This window comes from Rhodococcus sp. IEGM 1351 (assembly GCF_030056875.1).
Lineage (GTDB): Bacteria > Actinomycetota > Actinomycetes > Mycobacteriales > Mycobacteriaceae > Rhodococcus_F > Rhodococcus_F opacus.
This window is the reverse complement of the sequence record NZ_JASHKU010000006.1, coordinates 344,067-363,939: the sequence shown is the minus strand read 5'-3', so window position 1 is coordinate 363,939 and position 19,873 is coordinate 344,067. Positions and strand designations below refer to the sequence as shown.

Here is a 19,873-nt window from a genome sequence, read left to right as displayed (position 1 = left end):
CCACACCGGGCTTCCCCTATGATCGGCACTCACTCAATTACCGAAACATCTTTAGATGCCGACGAGAGGGCCTATGACTGGATTCCATTGGTAAATGCGCTGCTCTACGACCACACCCTGCTTGACGTAAGGATCCTCCGCAAGCAAGGAACGCAAAGCGTCTTCGCCGGCCGCTTGGAATACCAGTAGGGCTCCGGCGCCGTCGGCCCAGGCGCCGGCCTCCTGCAGCATGCCTCGGGCAGCGGCATCCTTGACGAAAATCAGGTGTTCGGCATGCGCAGCCTCTTTGACAGAGGCATCGGTGGTATACGACCAGATCACAGCAAACAAGGCCATGGTCACTCCTCGAGCGGGGGAAAGAAACGGTTCCGAACATGCACACGGATTGCGCACCTGGGAAGGTTAGAAGTACGGATGAGGTGACTCGTGTCCCATTTCGCAACACTGGGTCTTCTTGAAGATGATTTTTAAATCGGAATCGGATCTGACCGGCGTGTCGTAAACCAATGAAGGCGGCCATCGCATGACTCTTCGAGAGACCTGCCGAAGTCGCCCAGCCCACGGAGATAGCTGGCCGGGACGCCGTAAGACCAGTCCCCATCCCCCCGGCCCAGCGGCGGACGGGTCAGCGTGAGGCGGGCGCGCAGGTCATCGAGGACTCGCCGGACGGAGGGCTGGCAGTGGGCTCCAAAAGGGAAGGCATGTGGGGTAGTCACGGCGTGGTTCCCTACGAAGTGAGGCAAGGTGCCGTCAGCCCTGTTGGCTGCGACTCGACCACCTTGGCACCGGCCGGCGGTGAGCAGACTGTGTCGCTCGGTAGTAGGGGAATACGGCCCAGCTGTGAGCAAGCCAGTTCCCCGGCAGACCTGGGATCTCGACACAAGACAACTCCCGCAGCCGGACCCCACAAGATTTTGTCAGCACGTCTTGAAAGATCACGAATCCCGTCTGCGCGGCGACCGGACCGATCGCATTCCGGGCTCCAGCAATCTGAGCTTCTCGGATGCTTTGCGGCGCCTCTTGCAGTGGAAACGTTTATGTTACGCGCAGTACGATGCGTAACTTCGAGAGCAACGACATTTGGATCTCGTGCATAGGTGCCGATTCAGATTTTGCGGCAGAGCGCCGAACTATCTTGTATCGTTTCTATGCGGGTCGCATTCTGCCGACCCCGAGAAGCCTGAGGAGAACCGACAGTGGCTGCGCCTGTGCGATTGATCATCGATACAGATCCAGGAATCGACGATGCGCTGGCGCTGGCGCTGGCGGTGACGAGCCCGGAGGTCGATCTGCTTGCCGTCACCACGGTCGCGGGAAACGCTCCGGTCGAGGAAGCGACCGACAACGCGCTGCGGCTGCTGCGCGCACTCGGGAGGGAAGACGTTCCGGTCGCGGCAGGCGCAACGCGCGCGCTCGTTCGCATCGGGATGCACAACCAGCCGTCACCGCACGGCGAGAACGGGCTGGGCGGCGTCGAACTTCCTGCGCCGACCCGATCGTTGTCCGAGGAACACGCCGTCGGACTCCTCGCGTCGGTGCTCCGTGAGGCCGCACCGCGGTCCGTGACGATCGCGGCGATCGGTCCGTTGACCAACATCGCCCTGCTCGTCGCCATGCACCCCGAGTTGATCGACCGGATCGACAAGCTGGTGATCATGGGAGGGAGCACCGGCCGGGGCAACATCACGCCGGTTGCGGAATTCAACATCTGGTCCGACCCCGAGGCAGCGCAACGTGTCTTCGCATGTTCGCACCTCGAAACCTGGCTGCTGGGACTCGATGTCACGCGACGTTCGACCCTGGACGAGACAGCGCTCGCAATACTCGAGGCGCGGTCACATACCGGGTCACTCCTCGCAACGATGATCCGAGGCTACGGCGACATTCAGGCGGACGGCTGGCCCATGCACGACGCCTTGGTGATCGCAACGATCGTCGACCCTGCGATCGTTCGATTGCAGACCGCGACAGTCGAAGTCGAGACCGGTGTCGGTGTCGGTCGCGGACAGACGGTGTGCACGCTGTCGGGCTCTCTCACCACCGCCGTAGGGAGTGCCACGCCGGGTACACGTCTGGCGGTCGATCTGGATGTCGACCGATTCCGTGCCCTCGTGCTCACCCGCGTCGCCGGTCTCGCTGTGGCACCGGCCTGAAGAGGCCGAGCGACGGCGCGTTACGGACACTGCAAAGGGCTGCCGGTGGGCAGACGTTCGTGCGAGCTCACAATTCTACGAGCGCCCCCGCCACATCTGCGGGCGGACGGACATGCCGAGGTCGGGTGGGGTAGCCGATCGCCACGGCGCCGAGCGGCTTCCAGTTCGACGGCAGACCCAATTCCGTGCGAACGATCTCGGGCGCAAAGATGGTGGATCCGATCCAACAACTGCCCACTTCCCTTGCGGCGAGGGAAACCAGGAGTCCTTGCACCGCCGCGCCGACGGCCACGGTGAACATCGTCGACTCAGCGCACCGACGGTGGGCGTCCGGGTAGTCGTGGGCACCGTCCGGTACACAGAACGGGACGATGACTTCCGGGGCGTCGAACAAAATGCTGCCACGGGCGATTCGCCGCTCCACCCGCTCCGGGGACAAGCCGTCGGCGGTCAGATCGATCCGCCACTGCTCGCGCATCGCGGCGAGGAGTCTCGCGCGTACCTCGTGCGACCGCAGCCATACAAATCGCACGGGATGTGTGTGGTGCGGGGCTGGTGCCGTCAGGGATTCGGCGACCGCCTGCGTGATCAGCTCTGGGTGAACCGGCCTGCCGCTGAAAGCGCGAACCGAATGCCGCAGCAACTGAGCCTCACCGCGGCCCTGTGCCAGCGCCTCAGCGGTGCCGAGCCAGAACAAGTCCTCGTGGCCGGAACGCAGCAGATCGGTTGCACCTGACCCGTCGTCGGATGATTTCAGTCCCCGAATAACAGCGACGGGGATTCCCGCCACCTTGCCTTTCACCAGATCGGCGGCGGCCGCGAGTTCGTCGGCCACCGCCACCTCGGTTACCTCCAGCACGTTGCCCTGCGCGTCCCTGGTGCCGGCGTAGCCGTGGAGAACCGCGATGCCCGCGATGCCGATCGCCGCGTCGGTTTGCCCCCGGCGCCACGCGCGGCCCATCGTGTCCGTGATGATCACCGCCACGCTGACACCGAGCAGATGCTGCAACCCTGACCGAATCGACTGCGCGCTCTCATCGGGGTTCTTCGGTAAAAGTGCCAATTCGTGCGAGAAGACGTTGGAGCCATCGATTCCCGAAGCGGCCTGCACGATCCCCAGACGGTTCTCGGTGATGACGGTGGACCCCTTGCGGGCAACGACACGAACGGCTTCCTGCTCGACCAGAAGCGCCCGGAACGCCTCACGATCCTCAGCTCCTGTCGGCGCATCGACGATTCGTCCCTCTGCCTTGGACACGATCTTGCTCGTAATCACGACGATGTCGTCGTCAACCAACCAAGGCGCCTGGTGAGCGATCTGTTCGGCAACGTCGTCTCCCGGCCGGAACTCCGGCAGACCTGTCACTGGAAACACCTGGAGTCCACTGACGGAGCCGTGGTCGGGGGCGTCCAAGGCGCCCGAAGTCTGAGGGGCCGACTTCATCGGTTCTGCAATCGCGGAGTTCGGATATTCCCATCCTCTTCTACAAGTCACAACTTCGCCTGTCGCAATAGTTTTACCCGCTGGCTCTCCGCGAGCTCAGGAGTCACGCTCGACGACAACAGTGCGGTCAATTACGTGAAGTACGGTCGCGGAGGCACGCCGAAGGTACTGAATATGTCATCTGAGGTTCCGCCACCGAAGGGCTGCCAGCGGCGGGCAAAGTCGATCATTGCAGCCTCGTGTTTGTCCCAGAACGCGAACTCGGACGCCGACCCCAGAGCAGCCATGCGGGCGCCGAATCCCAACCCCCCGACCGTGCGCAGGTCGGAGGCGGTGTCCACGTCTGACCTCAGCGAAGGCCATTCACCCTCGAGAACTATGGCACCCGACGCCTGGTGGGCGAGCGCCGAACCGATTCCGAAGGCTGGGAACAGTCCTTCACCCGCCGCCGAGAGCAGCAACGTTGTGCCCTTTCCATCCCGGTCGGCGCACAACGCACGCCTGCCGTCGGCAGCCGAGATGAATGCGGACAATTCGCGATGCCGAAGCGCCGGAAGATCCGCGGGCAACGCCCCTACCACTCGGCCCGGGCGTTCCCGCTCCAACAGGGCCGCGCCGTGGTTCAATGCCGCGTTCAGTCCGCCGGCTGGTTCGTTTCCCAGTACGCGTGCACCGAGCCGTTCGACGCTGCGAGCCACGACCGGGTCCGGCGTGACGACGAGCACAGAGTCGACCGCTTGTGCCCGCAGCGCAGCGCAAACCGTGTCGAGCACGATCGCCAGGACCAGCCTCTTGTGCGCGTTCATCTTTCCGGTACCGCCGTCAGCCGCGCCGCGGAGTCGTGTTTTCGCCTCGTTGAGTGACTTGACCGGAATTATCAGGTCGATGCGATGCGGATTCGTCATTACAAGACTCGGATTCTCGAGTGGGTCTTTTCACATCGTCAGTTATCGCGCCGAGGCGCGGAGGTCTGCGCAGTTGGACAGCAGGCTCGCTGCGGCCGCGTCCAGGAACACCCGGGTCGCGTGCGAACCCAGCGCCCCCGCTGCTGGTAACAGTTGGGGCGTCACCCCCTCCTCCATCAGCGTCGCGACTGCAGACGCCTTGGCGTCGCCGGTCGTCATCAGCCACACTTCGCGGGAGCGCGTAATCGCCGACAGGGTCAGCGAAATCCGGGTGCTCGGCGGCTTCGGGCAGTTGTACACCGCCACCACTTCACGCTGCTTCTCCAGCACTGCCGGTGAGTCCGGGAAGATCGAGGCGACGTGACCTTCCTCGCCCATCCCGAGGAGGCAGATGTCGAACAGAGGCGTCCTGTCCAGGCGACCGTACGCGCAGAGTAGCGCCTGGTAGGCGTTTGCCACTGCGGTGGCGTCGTTGCCGAAGCCGCCGTCGCAGGGCGCCATGACGTGCACACGGCTCGGGTCCACGGGCAGGTGGTCCAGTAGGGCCTCGCGCGCCTGCTTCTCGTTACGGTCGGGGTGGTGTCGGGCCACGAAGCGCTCGTCGCCCCAGAAGAAGTTCACTCGATGCCAGTTGACGATGTCGCGATTCGGGGCGGTGCGTAGTCTCTCGAGCACCGCTGTCCCGGTTCGTCCTCCGGTGAGCACCAGCGACGCGTAGGCGCGCTCTTTCTGCGCCTGGGCAAGGTTCGAAAGCAACCTCGACGCGACGTCACCGGCGAGCTGTTCGCTGTCGTCGTAGATATAGGGGATCGGCTTCGAGGGAGCGGAAGTGGTTCTTGTTGGTGTCATCTGAGGATCACCTCTGGTGAGTGTGTCGGCGCACCGTGCAGATCGAGTTGGTGGGTGGGAGGCGTCAGGTAGTTGGTCGTGCGCCGTCGAAGGCGTCGGCCGATTCCCTGCACCACCGCGTCCAGGTCTCTCTCGTCGAGTTGCTGGCCGTGGGCGGCGCCGGCGGCGCGGCTGATGTTCTCGTCCATCAACGTCCCGCCGACGTCGTTCACTCCGGCTTGGAGCAGTTGACGAACGCCGTCGAGTCCGAGCTTGACCCACGACGCCTGCACGTTGTCGATCAGGCCGTCGTAGACGATTCGCGCAATCGCGTGGACCAGCACTACTTCTCGCCAGGTCGGACCGCGGCGCGCACCTCGCTTGAGGTAGATCGGAGCCGCCATGTGTACGAACGGAAGACCGACGAACTCGGTGAACCCTCCGGTCTCACGCTGGAGTTCGCGGGTGCGAAGGAAGTGGCGCGCCCAGTGCACGGGCTCCTCGACGGATCCGAACATCATCGTCACGTTCGACGTCAGGCCCATCGAGTGGGCGACACGGTGACATTCGAGCCACTCCTCGGTGTCGATCTTGTCCGGGCAGAGGATCGCCCGGACGTCGTCGTCGAGGATTTCCGCGGCGGTGCCCGGGAGCGACTTCAGTCCTGCGTCGACCAATCGCTGTAGGTACTTCTCGAGCGGCTCCCCGAGCCGCTTGGCCCCTTCGGTGACCTCGAGGGCCGTGAAGCCGTGCACGTGGATGTCGGGCGCTGCTTCCTTCGCCGCGCGGCAGACGTCGATGTAGTAGTCGCCGTCGAAGGACGGATGGATGCCGCCCTGCAGGCAGACCTCGGTACACCCGAGATCCCACGCCTCCCGGACACGGCCGGCGACTTCCTGAAGGGTCAGCAGGTACGGCTTGCCGCGCAGGTTCAGCGACAACGGTCCCTTGGAGAACCCACAGAAGGTGCACTTGAAGGTGCAGACATTGGTGTAGTTGATGTTTCGGTTCCGCACGAATGTCACGTCGTCACCGACCGCCCTGGAGCGGAGGTGATCGGCGAACTCGGCGACCTCGGCGACCTCTCCCCCGCGAGCTCCGAACAGGGTGACGATCTCGTCCACTCCCGGTTCCTGCCCCGAGGCGATACCGTCGAGGACGCCACGGACGGGGCCGCCGAACCCTCGCCCGCGGCTCGGCACCAGATCGGTGGGCGCGAACTCCGAGCCGGAGCTCCACACTGTCGAGCGTCGACCGATCTGGACGACTTCCGCCCCGGTGCCGACGTTCTTCGCGTCGGCGTGGCTCTCGGGGAACATCGCGCCCGGGTCGTCGCGGCCGAGCGACTCGGCGTCCGACCGGTCCATGATCGCAAAGCGCAGACCGGGGTCGATCCATTGTTCGGGGCGGCGCGCGAACTCGGGGTACACGGTGAGGCGGGGTGCGAGGAATTTGCCATGGCGTTCGGTCACCTCGCGGAGCCGGTCGAGCGCGGGCCACGGCCGTTCCGGGTTGACGTGGTCGACCGTCACCGGGGACACACCACCGAAGTCGTCGATCCCCGCGTCGAGCAGCGGACCGAAGTCTTCCGACAGGTTGGGGGGTGCCTGCAGGTGCACATCCGGCGGCAGGATCAACCGCGCCATCGCGATCGTGCGGAGGAACTCGTCCTGCGGGCAGGCGGGTTCGTTGCGCATCACGGTGTCCGGTTTGGGCATGAAGTTCTGCACGATCACTTCTTGGATGTGCCCGTAGCGTCTGTGCAGGTCGGCAATGGCTCGCAGCGCCGTGACACGGTCCTGCGGGGACTCTCCGATGCCGACGAGGATCCCGGTCGTGAAGGGAATCGCGAGTTCGCCCGCGGCTTCCAGCGTGGCCAGTCGGCGTTCCGGGGTCTTGTCGGGCGCACCGCGGTGGGCCATCAGCGTCGGGTTCAACGACTCGATCATCATGCCCTGGCCGGGGCTGACCGTCCGCAGCAGCGACAGAGCATCCGGTGCGAGGGCTCCGGCGTTGGAGTGCGCCAGCAATCCCGTCTCCGCGGTCACGAGCCGGCACATTGCGGCCAAGTACTCGACGGTGGAGCTGTAGCCGTGATCGGCCAGCCATTGGGCCGCGACGTCGTATCGGTCTTCGGGCTCTTCCCCCAGCGTGAACAGCGCCTCGTGACATCCCGCCTGCGCCCCCCGCGCCGCGATCGCGAGCACCTGATCGGGCGTGAGGTACGGCGCCTCCACGCGCGCGGCTGAGCGGGAGAAGGTGCAGTAACCACACCCGTCGCGGCACAGTGAGGTCAACGGAATGAAGACCTTCGGCGAGTACGTCACCCTCGTGCCGAAGAGCCCATCGCGCAGTGCGGCTGCCCCTTCCATCAACTCCGGAAGAGGAAGGGTGAGGACGGTCGCGTCATCGACCGACGGTAAGTTCGTGGTGCCGAGCTGGTGGATTGTTGACTTCGTACCTATATCGAGACTCATGGTGGGATGCTCTCTACGCCTCTACCGTGTGATGAGAACCCCCGAGCGCGGCTCGGCGGCTCCCACTTCGATCGATCAGAACAACTGGTACTCACTGCCGAACACTTCGCTGACGGATCCGCCTCGGAAGACCTGGCTGATCGAATCGGCGAGGACGCCGGCGCAGGACAGCACGCGCACGTTGGCCGGTGCCTGGGGCGACAGTGCGATCGTGTCGGTCACGACGATCTCTTCGAACGGCGATGCGGCGAGGTTGTCGTAGGCCTGGCCGCTGAACACCGGGTGGGTCGCTGCGGCGAACACCCTCGACGCTCCTGCCCTCATCACCATCTCCCCCGCAGCACGGAGCGTGCCGGCGGTATCGATCATGTCGTCGACGATGATCGCGGTCTTGCCCCGAACATCTCCGATCACGTGACCTATCTCGGCGACCTGATGTCTCGGGCGTTCCTTGTCGAGAATCGCGAGATCGGCGCCGACGCACTTGGCGAAACTCTTGTTCAGCTTCACCCGGCCGGCGTCGGGTGCCACCACCACGAGGTCCTCCATCTCGAGATCGATGAAATACTGAGCGAGTAACCTCATTGCCGTCATGTGGTCCACCGGGATCTTGAACATGCCCTGGAGCTGTCCGGCATGCAGATCCATCGCCAGGAGTCGGTCTGCTCCCGCCGATTCGAGCATCCGGGCGACCATACGCGCGGAAATCGGCTCTCGAGGGGCGCTCTGCTTGTCCTGCCGCGAGTACCCGTACCACGGCGTGACGGCGATGACGCGGTGTGCACTGGCAGCCACTGCGGCGTCGATCATCACCATCAGCTCCATCAGTGCGTCATTGGTGGTGACCCCGGTATCAGCATTGGTACATGTCGGCTGAACGATGAAGACGTCGGCGTCGCGGATCGACTCCTCGAACCGGCAGTACACCTCCCCGTTCGAGAAAGTCTTCAGCACAACCGGACTCAGCCCCACGTCCAGCTCGGCACCGATCGCTTTCGCGATGTCAGGGTTGGCCCGACCGGAAAACAGTTTCAACCGCTTGCCGTAATTCATCGGCATGCTCGTTGCGGTACCCACGGACGTAGCGCTGTCCACACCACTCCTTGTCGGGATGCTTCTCAAGGCGGCCACCGTTCAAGGACCTCACTGTCGTATTGGTGGAAGGTAGTACTGATGTGCCTGTCTTCGACGTGCGGCGACGCCGGTCAGAGCAGTCCTCGGCCGAGGACGTATGCACCGCGGAGATCGGACCCCTCGTACTCGATCGTCGCAAGCTCACGGACCCGGGGGCTCGCATTGACGGCCACCGTGTTCGGAAGCTTTCCGAACAGCGGGATGTCGGACGTGGAGTCGCCGTAAGCGACGCAGTCCCCTTCGGCGAGCCCATACTCCGCGAGTAGCTTGCTGACGATCGAGACCTTGTCTTCGGCGCTGAGGAGACTCTCCGGGCCGACCTCGCTCCTCAAGGCCACCTGCGCGCCGAACGCCGAATCAGCGCCCAAACCGGTCAGACGTTCCACGAAGAACTGGGGTGACTGAGAGATGACGGTGCTGTATTCGCCACGGTTGCGGATATCGGCGAAGACTTCGACCACGCCGCCGATCCACGGGGAGGCGGCGAACGCGTCATCGATGTCCGCCTCGCTGAGCCCTTCCCACAGCGGAAGGCAGAGTTCCCAGAAACGCACATCGCTGATCTCGCCCTTGAACCAGGATTGCTCGATCAGCTCGCCCGCAGCGAGTTCTCCGACCGCTCTCGAGATCTCGATCGAAGCAGTGGACTGCAGAAGGGTGCCGTCCATGTCGAAGACGTGCAGCTTAGTCATCGTGCTGTGAACCTAACTGTGTGTGGAACGAGTTACAAGGCTGCCCGGGAGCCGGCGGCCAGGGCGTTGTGAAGGTTGCGCCCGGTCGCCGGCAGCTCTCAGGAGAGTGCGAGTTCAGCGTCGTTGTGCAGGGGTGCGATGGCATCGGCGTAATAGCTCTCCGGCACCTCCCGCTCACTGCGCTCGATCAGCTCGGAGAAATCCCACTTCCGCAGCAACTTGCCGTTACGGAACACCGGCTGCAGGATGTTCTCCTCCGGCGAGATCGACTCCCGCGGCACCGTCTGATACTCACCCTGAGACAGCCGCAACCCGAGGCGGCCACGCTTGGACGCCTTCATCGCATCACCGGTCGGCGCCTTCGCGATACCCCGCCACTCACCGTTGACACACACCGCACTGGCCTTCTGCCCGAAGTTCATCGTGTCCCGGTTGCAGTGCTGCAACAGCCCGCCCCCCATACCGAAGATCGCGTTCTCCGCCGAGAAACCGCGGCGTTCGAGCTCGGCGTACACCCGCGGGAGACTGTCACGATTGACCCCGTCACCCTGCACCACCCGCACATAGTCGGGCAGCACCTTGAAACCCTTGCTGTTGGTGGTGTACCCGAAGCTGTCCATCAACCACTCGGTCGTCTCCGCGGTCACCTGCACCACGTCACCCGAGTCCGGGCGCACCCCGACCAGTCCGGGAAAGTTCCGAACAAAATCGGCGAGCTCGCGGCCGATGATGTTCTTGACCGCATTCTCGTGGTCGTAGGTGTCGGTCAGCAGCAACACCACCCCGCTCGGTGCGTGCACCTCGAGCATGTTCCGCATCGCCGCGGCCTCGTTCTCCCGACCCCACGCGCAGAAACCGGCGTGCTCGGAGTTCGGGCCGGAATTCGCCGGCGCGACCGCGTTGTAGTACTCCTTCGCCGCGAGAATCCCTGGCACGGTGTCACTCTGGTTGAAGTTGACCAGGTGCGCCAACCCACCGAGCGCGGCCGACTGCTGCGAGCTCACCCCGCGGGCGCCGTAGTCGTGCAGACAGTGCCGCAAAATTTCCGGGTGATCGGAGGTCCGGGCCAACGCCTCCTTGATGACCTGCTTGGCCAGCCAGCTGATGGTGCCCACCGTGGTCGGGTACCACACCCCACGCAGCAGGGCGGTCTCGAAGAAGCTCGTCACCCAGAAGTACTTCGGGTCGGTGTTGATGATCTGCACCAGCACGTTGCGGGTCGGCATCACCAGGCCCTCGGGCACCGCCTCGATCTCCACCGGCAAGAACCCACCGTGATCGTTGAGGATCCCCAGCCAATTCTCCCGATTGAAGTGCATCCCCTGCTCACGGGTGATGCTCTCCGCCTGATCGATGTCCTCGAGCGTGATCGGATGCAGCAGATACTCCCGAAGGAAGGCCTGCAACCCCACGAACATCGTCACCGGGAACTCCCCACCCCGCGACTCGACGTAACTGGATACATACTCCGTCCCCGCCGGATACAACGGGTAGTGACAATGCTTGTAACTGTCGGTGTTGATGATGATGTTGTCGTAACTCCGGCCCAATGCCATCGCAATCTCGCCTTTTCTCGTGGTGTGATCGTTGCTACTTCTCTGTTGTCTGGATTTTCCAAGCCCAGGAGAGTTGCCGCGAATGCGGCCCCGAACCTTCGCCTTCGAGGTGCTGCGTTCGACCCAGTACCCGATACTGTATGACGTTGGTTATCAATATGTTTCGGCCCATTACATCTAGCGAGCCGATGCTCGTCCTGCGGGCGACATACAGCGGATTCGCTCTCTCAGTGCGCTGCATCACACTTACTATTAACGTTTATAGTCTCGCAGTCAAGAGGTTCGCGGAGATCAATTCTCAGCTCGCGCCCCTGCTTGAGAAACCGGGTCGCGTAGCCACTGGCCTGGACAATCCTCTGTAAACGACCAGTGGGCCGCATCTCACGTCCGCGCTCCGCGTACAGACGCCGAAGAACCCGTGGGCCCGGTAGAACTACCAGAAACTAGAAAGGGTTCTACTCGGGTCGCGGAGGCCTGAGCTACTCGCGAACGCGCTGCCGACCGGCCGCGTGACCGACCTGTAGCGGCGATGCAACATGCACCTGCACAGACGAATACGGCCATCCACACGAGTGAATGGCCGTATTCTCGCAGCCGGAGTCGAGGGCGCCGTGGCCGAGCGCCGGCACGGCGAGGACCGGTCGGTGCCGACTCGACGAAGCGACCATGCGGTTCTCCCGCTCATTGCGGGACGGTCGCCCAATCTACCCCAACTCCGGGCAGGTCCGCGCTCCGACACTTGTCAGTGGCGTCAGAGCGATCACGTTGCGGATCCGACCGCAACCCCCACCCCACAACATTCAGTTATTTCCTCTGCGTTGTAACTTCTAGGAAGCAGTAACGGGAGTGGAAATCTTGCGGTAGGTGTCCTTACGCTTGATGCGGTCGCCTCCGAACTCGAACACGTCGCACGCACGTGTTTCCAGAACGGCACCGTCCTCGTGCCTCTGGAAGGTAGTCCACCGGGTTACAGCAAAATCCATACCCACAAGCGGCTTCTCCATCACGGTTTCAGTCGCTAAACCGCTTGGTAGAAGGTACATCTCGAATCCGCGACGCACATCGGCATGACCTTCGAACCGGACTCCCGGATCGGGGCCGACCGAAGAGTGGAAGATGCAATCGTCGGTCATCAGGTTCATCAGTGCGTCGACATCCTTGATGTTCCAGGCGTAGACGAACTGGTCGATCAGCGCTGCACGGTCGTCAATAGTCATGGTTGCTCCATATGCTCCGGTTCGGGAAGCCTCCGGCCGCGCTGATGCTCGCCGCACAGGGGCCTCGACGGGTGGTTACGCCCGGCTGCCGACCTCGATGTCCGTGGCGCGAGGCATCCCGGCGCGGGCCCCGACGTGTGCAACAGACAGCGCGGCAGCAACATTCGCGGCTCGGACCGCGTCGTCGAGTTCGTCTCCCGCTGCCAGCCGGGTGATCAGAACGCCATTGAAGGTATCGCCTGCGCCGGTGGTGTCGCGGGCCACGGCCGGCCGTGGCCGAACGTGGTCGACGTTCCCGTCGGGCGTGAGTACCAGGGCACCGTCACCTCCCAGGGTGACGACGACCGGTGCTCCGGTGCGTGCCATAAACGCGGCGGCGGCCTCGCGGGCATGGGTGTGGTCGTCATCCAGCATCTTGGCGAGTTCGAGACACTCACCCGCGTTGGGCGTCAGGATCGGCCCGTACCCGAGGAGATCGGCAACACCGGGAATGGGAGGGGCCGGATTCAGGACACAGCGTGCACCCGCCGAGGCGGCAGCGATCACCGCAGCCTCCACCGCGGCATCGGGTATCTCCGTGCTGACCAGCACCGAATCCGACGGTCTCAGGTGGGAAGCGAGGGCGCGCGTCACGTGTTCGGCACTCAGTGCGGCATTGGCACCCGCGCCGACGGCGATCTGGTTCTCGGCGCCCGGGTCGACGACGATCAACGCGACCCCGGTGGCTTCGTCCTCGAGGACGGTGACACCGTCCACCCAGATGCCCTCGGCGGTGAGTTCGTCCAGCGCTTCGGTGCCGTTGGCGTCCGCGCCTACCGCTCCGACGAGATGCACTTCCGCACCTGCCCGCGCGGCCGCCACCGCGGCGTTGGCGCCTTTGCCGCCGCCGTACCGTTCGACGCGGGTTCCCACGACGGTCTCGCCCGGACCGGGCAGTCTCTCAGCGGCGACGACCAGGTCGACGTTGATCGCTCCGACGACGAACACTCGCCCCCGGGTGGTACCCACGTCCAGCGGCGTACTCATGAACTGCCTAAGGGTGTAGCCACGGAATCTCTTATCTGTAGCAGGGTCGGGAACGGCTCGGGAGCGGGAACGTCGACCTTGTCGTCGATGAGTTCGAACAGCAGGTTCGCGGCTCGCACACCCATGTCCCGAGCCGGTTGGCGGACTGTGGTCAATCTCGGCGTGAGGAGCGAGACCAGCGGTAAGTCGTCGAATCCGACGACGCTGAGTTCTTCGGGCACCAGGATGCCCTCGGATCGGCAGTATTCGAGCACGCCGATGGCCATCAGGTCGTTCGCGCACAACAACGCTGTCGGGCGCTCCGACGACGGCCCGGACAATGCCTTCGCCGCAAGTTCCGTACCCGACTCCTGCCGGTAGCTACCACCGAAGACCGGAACCGTATCGGGTTCGATTCCGGCGGCTGCCAACGCTTCCCGATAACCGGCGAGTCGTTGTTGGGCCGTCCACAGACCCTCGGGACCGCCGATGACGGCGATCTTGCGATGGCCTGCTTCGAGCACATGTTGAGCAACTTCCCGGGCACCGCGGCGGTTGTCCGACACGATGGCCGGCAGGTCGAATCCGGGGACCTGCTCGTCCACCAAAACGATCGGACCGAGCCGCGTGAGTTCGAGAAGCGACGTCGGTGACGTCGACGCCCCCGACAGGTAGATGATCCCGTTCAGCCTCTGACTTCGCAGCAGCCGCCCATTGAGCGACTCTCCTCCGTCGATGGCTTCGGGGGCACACAACACGACGAGCACTCCACGAGCAGCTGCCGCCTGTTCGACGCCCTCCGCGAGGAGCGCGAAGAACTGGTTCGACAGTTCGGGGACCACGAGTCCGATCGTGGGCGCCGAACGTCTCTTCAACCCCCGCGCAGCCTCGTTGGGTGCGTAGTTGAGGACCCGCACAGCATCGAGCACGCGGGCTCGACGTGCGGGCGCAACCGGTCCGCTGTCGTTCAAGACATAGCTGACCGTGCTCACGGACACGCCCGCGTGCCGGGCCACATCTTTCATCGTCGGGGGCTGACCATTGCTCATAAAATTCTCAATCTACCGCAGCGATTGCGTGCACCGGCGACGGAAGGCTCGTGTCGAGGCCCGCAGCCCAGTTCACGATCGACGTCCACAGCGCCTGATAATGCTGCCACTGCACGAATTCCGGCGGCGCCCAATGGGGCGCCAGATCCGACGCGAAGGCCACCGTGCGGCCGACGCCGGCTGTACCGACGACCAGCAGCGGGTCCTCACCGAAGCGCGCGACAACCGTCGCGTCGGACTTGGCGATGACCCGGTTGTAGCCGAGAAGCATCGGCCATTCCGCGGGGGTCCCGCCGAGGATCTCGTGGTTCGGCTCGTCGAACGTGGCGTCGAGGCCTTCGGGAACTTCGATGCGGTCGTCGTGGTCGAGCATGGTGACCGGAAGGACCGGTGCCAGCGGGCTCATCCCGTAGCGGGCCTTGCCGTCGATCCCGGTGAACGACATGTAGCCGCCCACCATGATCAGGCCTCCGCCGGCTTCGGTGAAGTCCGCGAGCAGCGACAACCGGTTGACGCTGCGTTCGGATCGCAGGAACGTCTCGTCGGCCAGCAGGAAGGAGTTCGCTCCGATGTCGCTGAGGACCACGACGTCGAACTGCTGCAACTCTTCCAGTGTCTTCGGGAACCGCCCCGAGATCTCGTGGGCGCGCATGTACGTCACTTCGAGCCCGGAAGCCTCCAGCGAGTCCAGGAAGACGCCGCCGCCTTCCTCGTACTCGACTGTGCGGAATTCGTCGAAGCCCTTGATGTGCACCGTGTGCTTGATCCACGATTCGCCGACCACGAGCACCCGGGTGGCGCCGTCCTTAGTCGAAGTCATACCTACTCCAAATTTCAAAAGAATGTGTGTGTGCAACTCGAGCCGTCGCCCGCGGTCGTCGTTGTCGGGAGCGGGCGGACCGGCGTGCCCGTCAGTGAACGAGAGATGCCGGTCCGCCGTGATCTGCGGCGATGAACGGATCGGTCAGCTCTTGGGGAGCGGCCGGTCTCCTACAAAGTCCGGCAGCACGCGAGCTTCCGGAACCTGCGGCATCGTCGTCTCGCGTGAATCCCAGCCGATCATCTTGTCCGGCACCAATTCCAGGTAGCGGCGGTCGGCGAATTCGCCGAACTCGAAGTACTGCTCGGCGTAGGGGTGACCCGTGCCGAAGTACTTCTCGAACACCTTGTCCTGGAGCTTCTTCACGAGAACCTCGTCGGTGGCTTCGACCAGCGTTCCCAGGATGCGTACACCGCTGACGGTGGCGTACTCGTCGCCTGAATCCACCAGCGCGGCGATCTTCCGGCCGGCCTGGGAGTTCGCACCGTGGCGGCTACCGGCGTCGATCGGGAGGAAGATCCTCTTTTCGTCGACGACGAACCACAGGGGAGTCAGGTAGATGCTCCCGTCGGCATTCACGCTCGCCACACGGATGCTCTTGGCCCTGTCGAGGTAACCCCACCTCTTGTCGCCCCGCAGAGGGGCGGTCTGGCTTGCGGTCACGGCCATTGCTCTCTCACTTCCTCAGTTCTTGGAGGGTCTTGTGGTAATCCGGCACCTCGACGAGTCCCACGCGGGGAGACGGTCCGCTGGTCCAGAAGAAGACGGTCCGCACACCGGTGTTCTCGAGGGTGTAGGTGTAGCCGGCCGGCAGGTAGATGTGCTCTCCCGGACCGGCTTCGAGCACGACCTCTCGGTCGTTCGCATCCTTGACCCTCAGCTTGATGTGCCCCTCGAGGCAGTAGTGCGTCTCGTCGAAGTTGGGCTGCTCCCAGTTGTAGGGGGCGTGGTCGGGCTCCTGGTAGCAGTAGCCCTGGCGGAAGTAGCGTGCGTCGTCGCGCTCCCGTGACAGGAAGATCGCGGTGTCGATGCCGGTGTTGAACTGTAGGCGCGGCATGCTGCTGATCTCGCCTTCGGTGATCACCCGCGGGTAACGTCGCGCGTTCGGCGCTGACGGATCGAAGTCGGCCATCCGGGTCTTCCCTTCATTTCGAGTCGGTTTCCGAGAGCATCCACAATGGTGGCCAGGCAGACTGAGCGCAGTTGGCTCGTGCTGGATCTTCGGGTGAGTCCCGCGACGACCACCGGGATTGCTAGCCGGTGTGAAACGTTTCCACTTTTGAGATCTAATCTGGCATCCCACCTGTTGTAATGCCGACTGGATTCGTTTCTAATCTACAAGAGCCGTTATGGAGCGTCAAGTGTTCTGGAGGATTCTCGCGTGCCTGTCGCGGACGCCGTCCCCAGGCCCGGGACCTGCACATACCGCACCGTGGACAGCCCTGTTCCCTCAGCGCACGGCGGCAACGTGTCGGTCTCCACCGGTCCGTGACTACACCCGCCGGGCCGCGGCCTTCCGGTACAGCGAGACCAGGGAGTTGGTCGATTCATCGTGACCGAGCGCGGGCGGCTCGTCCTGAGAGAGCTCGTCGACGATGCGGTGGGCGAGCACTTTGCCCAGCTCCACACCCCATTGATCGAACGAGTTTATCCCCCACAGAACCCCCTGGGTGAACACCTTGTGCTCGTACAAAGCCACCAGCTGACCGAGCACGAACGGGTCCAGCCTGCCCGCCAGCAGCGTGTTCGTCGGTCTGTCCCCCGCGAAACTTCGGTGCGCGACGAGGTCGGCCCGCACCCCGGCAGCCGCCACTTCCTCCGCGCTGCGGCCGAAGGCGAGCGCCTCGGTCTGAGCGAAGAAGTTCGCCATCAACAGATCGTGGTGTTCGTCAGGACCGTCGACGGGACGAAGAAAGCCGATGAAGTCGCAGGGGACGAGATGGGTGCCCTGGTGCAGCAGCTGATAAAAGGCATGCTGCCCGTTCGTACCGGGTTCGCCCCACACGACCGGGCCGGTACGGACCCGGACCGGCCGTCCCTCGGTGTCCACCGATTTGCCGTTGCTCTCCATGTCCAGCTGCTGCAAGTACGCCGGAAAGCGTGCGAGGTACTTGCTGTACGGCAGGACGGCATGAGTCTGAGCGTCGTGAAAATTGTTGTACCAGAGTCCGATCAGTGCGAGGAGCACCGGCATGTTGCGGGCGAACGGCGCCTCGCGGAAATGAGTGTCCATCGCACGGAAGCCGTCGGTCATCGAGGCGAAATTCTCCGGCCCGATCGCGATCATCAACGACAGTCCGACCGCCGACTCGACGGAGTACCTACCGCCGACCCAGTCCCAGAAGCCGAACATGTTCTCGCTATCGATCCCGAAGCGACGCACCTGTTCCGCATTGGTGGAGACGGCGACGAAGTGTCTGCGGACCGCATCCTCGTTGCCGAGCGCGTCCACCAGGAACCGGCGCGCGGTGCGCGCATTCGTCAGTGTCTCGACAGTCGTGAACGTCTTGGACACGACGACGTACAGGGTTTCGCTCTGGTCGAGATCCCGGACCGCCGACACGATGTCCGAGCCGTCGACATTGGAGACGAAACGGACGTTCAGTTCCGGATCCGAGTAGGCCGACAGCGCCTCGGCGGCCATCACGGGACCGAGATCCGACCCGCCGATCCCGATGTTCACCACGTTCTTGATGGCCTTCCCCGTGTATCCCAGCCACGCTCCCGACCGGATCCGGGTCGCGAAGGCCGCCATGTCGTCGAGTACCTGATGCACCCCCGGGACGACGTCACCTCCGTCGATCACCATTCGCTCACCGCGTGCGGCGCGCAATGCCACGTGTGCCACGGCGCGATCTTCGGTCGTATTGATTCGTTCCCCCGCGAACATCGCCTCGATCCGCCGGTCCACCCCGGCGGCGTAGGCGAGGTCGACCAACTCGCCGATCACCTCGGCGTCGACGAGGTTCTTCGAGTAATCCAATAGCAGTCCGTCGACACCGAGGGTGAACTCGGCAGCGCGACCGGGATTTTCAGTGAAGAGTCGGCGAAGCGATACTCCGTCGAGGCGTGCTCGGTGTTTCGCGAGCGCGGCCCACTGCGGCCGCTGATCGACCGGGGTTTGAAGGAATTCCATCATCGCCTCACACTTCTCGAGTCTGGACCGCCGTGACAGGGAACGACGGTGGCATCTGTACTGGGATACGGGACCGGTCGATCTGCGCGCGGGCGTCGTCGAGAAGCAGCGCGACGGTCGAGGTGAGTTCGTTCCAGGCGACCTCGAACTTCCGCAGTCCCTCCGCTTCGAGCCCACGGACGACGTCGTCGTAATCGACTCCGGCGAGCGTGAGCTTGTCGAGCACCGTGCGCGAGGTGTCGTATGTACCGGAAATACTGTCGCCGTCCACGACGCCGTGATCGGCCACGGCGCGTAGCGTCTCCTCTGGCATCGTGTTCACCGTTCGGGCGGCGATCAACTCGGTGACGTACCGGGTGTCGAAGTACGCGGGGTCCTTCACACCGGTCGATGCCCACAGGAGGCGCTGCGGGTGGGCGCCGTCGGCCTCGAGCGCGCGCCATCGAGGACTCAGCAGCATCGTCTCGAACTTCTCGTAGGCGAGCCTGGCGTTTGCTATCGCTGCCGCCCCGCGCAAGTAGTCGCGAGGGTCCTCGCCGAGGCGCCGGTCTACTTCCGTGTCTACTCGGGAGATGAAAAATGATGCCACCGACTGGATTCCGGCCAGGTCGTGGCCGTTCGCGCGGGCCTGCTCGAGACCGGCGAGGAACGCGTCCTGGACGCCTTCGTAACGTTCGAGAGAGAAGATCAGCGTCACGTTGACGCCGATGCCGGCCGCGAGCGTCTGTGTGATGGCGGGAAGGCACTCGGCCGTCGCCGGAATCTTGATCAGGACGTTGCGGCGGCCGATCGAGCGAAAAAGGTCGCGGGCCTCTGCGACGGTGCCCGGCACGTTGCGCGACAGGTAGGGGTCCACCTCGATCGAGACATATCCGTCGGCACCTCCGGATCGTTCGTACGTCTCCTGCAGAATCTCGCAGGCCCAGCGAACGTCGGTGGTGGTCAACGCTCGTACGGCCTCGGCGGCATCCGCCCCCGCGATCGCCAGCTCGCGGAGCTGCTCACCGTAGGCGGCCTCACCCGACCGCAGGGCGTTCTCGAAGATCGACGGGTTGGTGGTCACGCCGCACACGGACCAGTTCCGCACGAGTGCGTCCAGGCTCCCCGACGCCAGGCGGTGACGAGACAAATCGTCGAGCCACACTGCAACGCCGGCGGCGGACAGCCGCTGGAGAGGGCCGGACGCGGCCGGGGATTCCGCGGAGTTGCGCTCCTCCCACGCTGGCCCTTCGTCGGTGTCGAGGTACTCGTGGGGGCGAACAGTGCGCCCTCGATCGTTTCTCATTCGAAGTCTCCTTGACCGTTCCGGCATGGGCACATATTGTCATGTAAACGTTTCTACCCCGGAGGTAATCTCATCACATGCCGAATGCCCCTGACAACCTCATGGCCCACGATTCCCCGAGCCCCTCGGCCGGCCTGATCGCCGCGATGACGCTCCGACTCGGACACCCCGG

Annotated in this window: 17 protein-coding genes; 1 reads left to right on the top strand and 16 read right to left on the bottom strand. The window is 64.1% G+C overall.

Annotation, left to right across the window (positions count from 1 at the left end):
• Positions 1-51: 51 nt before the first annotated feature.
• On the bottom strand, positions 52-336 hold the full coding sequence (locus QM806_RS13705) for a YciI family protein (RefSeq protein ID WP_043787215.1): 285 nt from the start codon (positions 334-336) through the stop codon (positions 52-54).
• Between the two features lie 860 nt (positions 337-1,196).
• Here QM806_RS13705 and QM806_RS13700 point away from each other — a divergent pair.
• Positions 1,197-2,153 (top strand): nucleoside hydrolase, encoded by a 957-nt coding sequence (locus QM806_RS13700; RefSeq protein WP_231137731.1) that lies wholly within the window; start codon positions 1,197-1,199, stop codon positions 2,151-2,153.
• A 67-nt stretch (positions 2,154-2,220) separates the two neighbouring features.
• Here the strand turns inward: QM806_RS13700 and QM806_RS13695 are convergent, their stop codons facing one another.
• The 15 genes from QM806_RS13695 to tal form a co-directional block, all read right to left on the bottom strand.
• Positions 2,221-3,597, bottom strand: a complete 1,377-nt coding sequence (locus QM806_RS13695) for a coenzyme F420-0:L-glutamate ligase (RefSeq protein WP_283291741.1) — start codon at positions 3,595-3,597, stop codon at positions 2,221-2,223.
• A 131-nt stretch (positions 3,598-3,728) separates the two neighbouring features.
• Positions 3,729-4,502 (bottom strand): 2-phospho-L-lactate guanylyltransferase, encoded by a 774-nt coding sequence (gene cofC / locus QM806_RS13690; RefSeq protein WP_005561334.1) that lies wholly within the window; start codon positions 4,500-4,502, stop codon positions 3,729-3,731.
• A 42-nt stretch (positions 4,503-4,544) separates the two neighbouring features.
• Positions 4,545-5,351, bottom strand: a complete 807-nt coding sequence (gene pgl, locus QM806_RS13685) for a 6-phosphogluconolactonase (RefSeq protein ID WP_054246226.1) — start codon at positions 5,349-5,351, stop codon at positions 4,545-4,547.
• Positions 5,348-7,807 carry a 5-amino-6-(D-ribitylamino)uracil--L-tyrosine 4-hydroxyphenyl transferase CofH gene (gene cofH / locus QM806_RS13680; protein WP_283291738.1) on the bottom strand — a complete coding sequence of 820 codons (2,460 nt, stop codon included), beginning with the start codon at positions 7,805-7,807 and terminating at the stop codon, positions 5,348-5,350. Before cofH ends, pgl begins: the two co-directional genes overlap by 4 nt.
• Before the next feature lie 75 nt (positions 7,808-7,882).
• Positions 7,883-8,860, bottom strand: a complete 978-nt coding sequence (locus tag QM806_RS13675) for a ribose-phosphate diphosphokinase (RefSeq protein ID WP_005561331.1) — start codon at positions 8,858-8,860, stop codon at positions 7,883-7,885.
• Positions 8,861-9,012: 152 nt separating this feature from the next.
• Positions 9,013-9,633 (bottom strand): HAD family hydrolase, encoded by a 621-nt coding sequence (locus QM806_RS13670; protein WP_052023900.1) that lies wholly within the window; start codon positions 9,631-9,633, stop codon positions 9,013-9,015.
• A 98-nt stretch (positions 9,634-9,731) separates the two neighbouring features.
• The gene (locus tag QM806_RS13665; RefSeq protein WP_054246228.1) at positions 9,732-11,189 is read right to left on the bottom strand and encodes a nicotinate phosphoribosyltransferase; all 1,458 of its coding nucleotides are present in this window, start codon (positions 11,187-11,189) and stop codon (positions 9,732-9,734) included.
• A gap of 827 nt (positions 11,190-12,016) precedes the next feature.
• A complete protein-coding gene (locus QM806_RS13660) occupies positions 12,017-12,406 on the bottom strand; it encodes a nuclear transport factor 2 family protein (RefSeq protein ID WP_133985592.1) in 390 nt (129 codons plus the stop codon).
• A gap of 75 nt (positions 12,407-12,481) precedes the next feature.
• Positions 12,482-13,432 carry a PfkB family carbohydrate kinase gene (locus tag QM806_RS13655; protein ID WP_283291734.1) on the bottom strand — a complete coding sequence of 317 codons (951 nt, stop codon included), beginning with the start codon at positions 13,430-13,432 and terminating at the stop codon, positions 12,482-12,484.
• Entirely contained in the window at positions 13,429-14,460 is a 1,032-nt protein-coding gene (locus tag QM806_RS13650) for a LacI family DNA-binding transcriptional regulator (RefSeq protein WP_240482798.1), read from the bottom strand. The genes QM806_RS13655 and QM806_RS13650 overlap by 4 nt, the downstream gene beginning before the upstream one ends.
• A 7-nt stretch (positions 14,461-14,467) precedes the next feature.
• The gene (locus QM806_RS13645) at positions 14,468-15,280 is read right to left on the bottom strand and encodes a glutamine amidotransferase (RefSeq protein WP_065492514.1); all 813 of its coding nucleotides are present in this window, start codon (positions 15,278-15,280) and stop codon (positions 14,468-14,470) included.
• 144 nt (positions 15,281-15,424) lie between these two features.
• Complete coding sequence (locus QM806_RS13640) at positions 15,425-15,949, bottom strand: pyridoxamine 5'-phosphate oxidase family protein (RefSeq protein WP_005561315.1); 525 nt, start codon at positions 15,947-15,949, stop codon at positions 15,425-15,427.
• A 7-nt stretch (positions 15,950-15,956) separates the two neighbouring features.
• Positions 15,957-16,412: a hypothetical protein gene (locus tag QM806_RS13635; RefSeq protein WP_005561314.1), complete on the bottom strand. Its 456-nt coding sequence runs from the start codon at positions 16,410-16,412 to the stop codon at positions 15,957-15,959.
• Between the two features lie 360 nt (positions 16,413-16,772).
• Positions 16,773-18,419, bottom strand: coding sequence for a glucose-6-phosphate isomerase (gene pgi / locus QM806_RS13630; RefSeq protein WP_005561312.1), 1,647 nt, complete (start codon positions 18,417-18,419; stop codon positions 16,773-16,775).
• A gap of 4 nt (positions 18,420-18,423) precedes the next feature.
• Complete coding sequence (tal, locus tag QM806_RS13625) at positions 18,424-19,701, bottom strand: transaldolase (RefSeq protein WP_005561310.1); 1,278 nt, start codon at positions 19,699-19,701, stop codon at positions 18,424-18,426.
• Positions 19,702-19,873 lie beyond the last annotated feature (172 nt).

Coding starts and splice junctions, on each gene's coding strand:
- QM806_RS13665 (WP_054246228.1), bottom strand. CDS start 11,189: ATGGCATTGGGCCGGAGTTACGACAACATCATCATCAACACCGACAGT.
- QM806_RS13705 (WP_043787215.1), bottom strand. CDS start 336: ATGGCCTTGTTTGCTGTGATCTGGTCGTATACCACCGATGCCTCTGTC.
- QM806_RS13695 (WP_283291741.1), bottom strand. CDS start 3,597: ATGAAGTCGGCCCCTCAGACTTCGGGCGCCTTGGACGCCCCCGACCAC.
- QM806_RS13645 (WP_065492514.1), bottom strand. CDS start 15,280: ATGACTTCGACTAAGGACGGCGCCACCCGGGTGCTCGTGGTCGGCGAA.
- QM806_RS13660 (WP_133985592.1), bottom strand. CDS start 12,406: ATGACTATTGACGACCGTGCAGCGCTGATCGACCAGTTCGTCTACGCC.
- cofC (WP_005561334.1), bottom strand. CDS start 4,502: ATGACGAATCCGCATCGCATCGACCTGATAATTCCGGTCAAGTCACTC.
- QM806_RS13655 (WP_283291734.1), bottom strand. CDS start 13,432: ATGAGTACGCCGCTGGACGTGGGTACCACCCGGGGGCGAGTGTTCGTC.
- tal (WP_005561310.1), bottom strand. CDS start 19,701: ATGAGAAACGATCGAGGGCGCACTGTTCGCCCCCACGAGTACCTCGAC.
- pgl (WP_054246226.1), bottom strand. CDS start 5,351: ATGACACCAACAAGAACCACTTCCGCTCCCTCGAAGCCGATCCCCTAT.
- QM806_RS13640 (WP_005561315.1), bottom strand. CDS start 15,949: ATGGCCGTGACCGCAAGCCAGACCGCCCCTCTGCGGGGCGACAAGAGG.
- QM806_RS13635 (WP_005561314.1), bottom strand. CDS start 16,412: ATGGCCGACTTCGATCCGTCAGCGCCGAACGCGCGACGTTACCCGCGG.
- QM806_RS13675 (WP_005561331.1), bottom strand. CDS start 8,860: ATGAATTACGGCAAGCGGTTGAAACTGTTTTCCGGTCGGGCCAACCCT.
- QM806_RS13670 (WP_052023900.1), bottom strand. CDS start 9,633: ATGACTAAGCTGCACGTCTTCGACATGGACGGCACCCTTCTGCAGTCC.
- cofH (WP_283291738.1), bottom strand. CDS start 7,807: ATGAGTCTCGATATAGGTACGAAGTCAACAATCCACCAGCTCGGCACC.
- QM806_RS13650 (WP_240482798.1), bottom strand. CDS start 14,460: ATGAGCAATGGTCAGCCCCCGACGATGAAAGATGTGGCCCGGCACGCG.
- pgi (WP_005561312.1), bottom strand. CDS start 18,419: ATGATGGAATTCCTTCAAACCCCGGTCGATCAGCGGCCGCAGTGGGCC.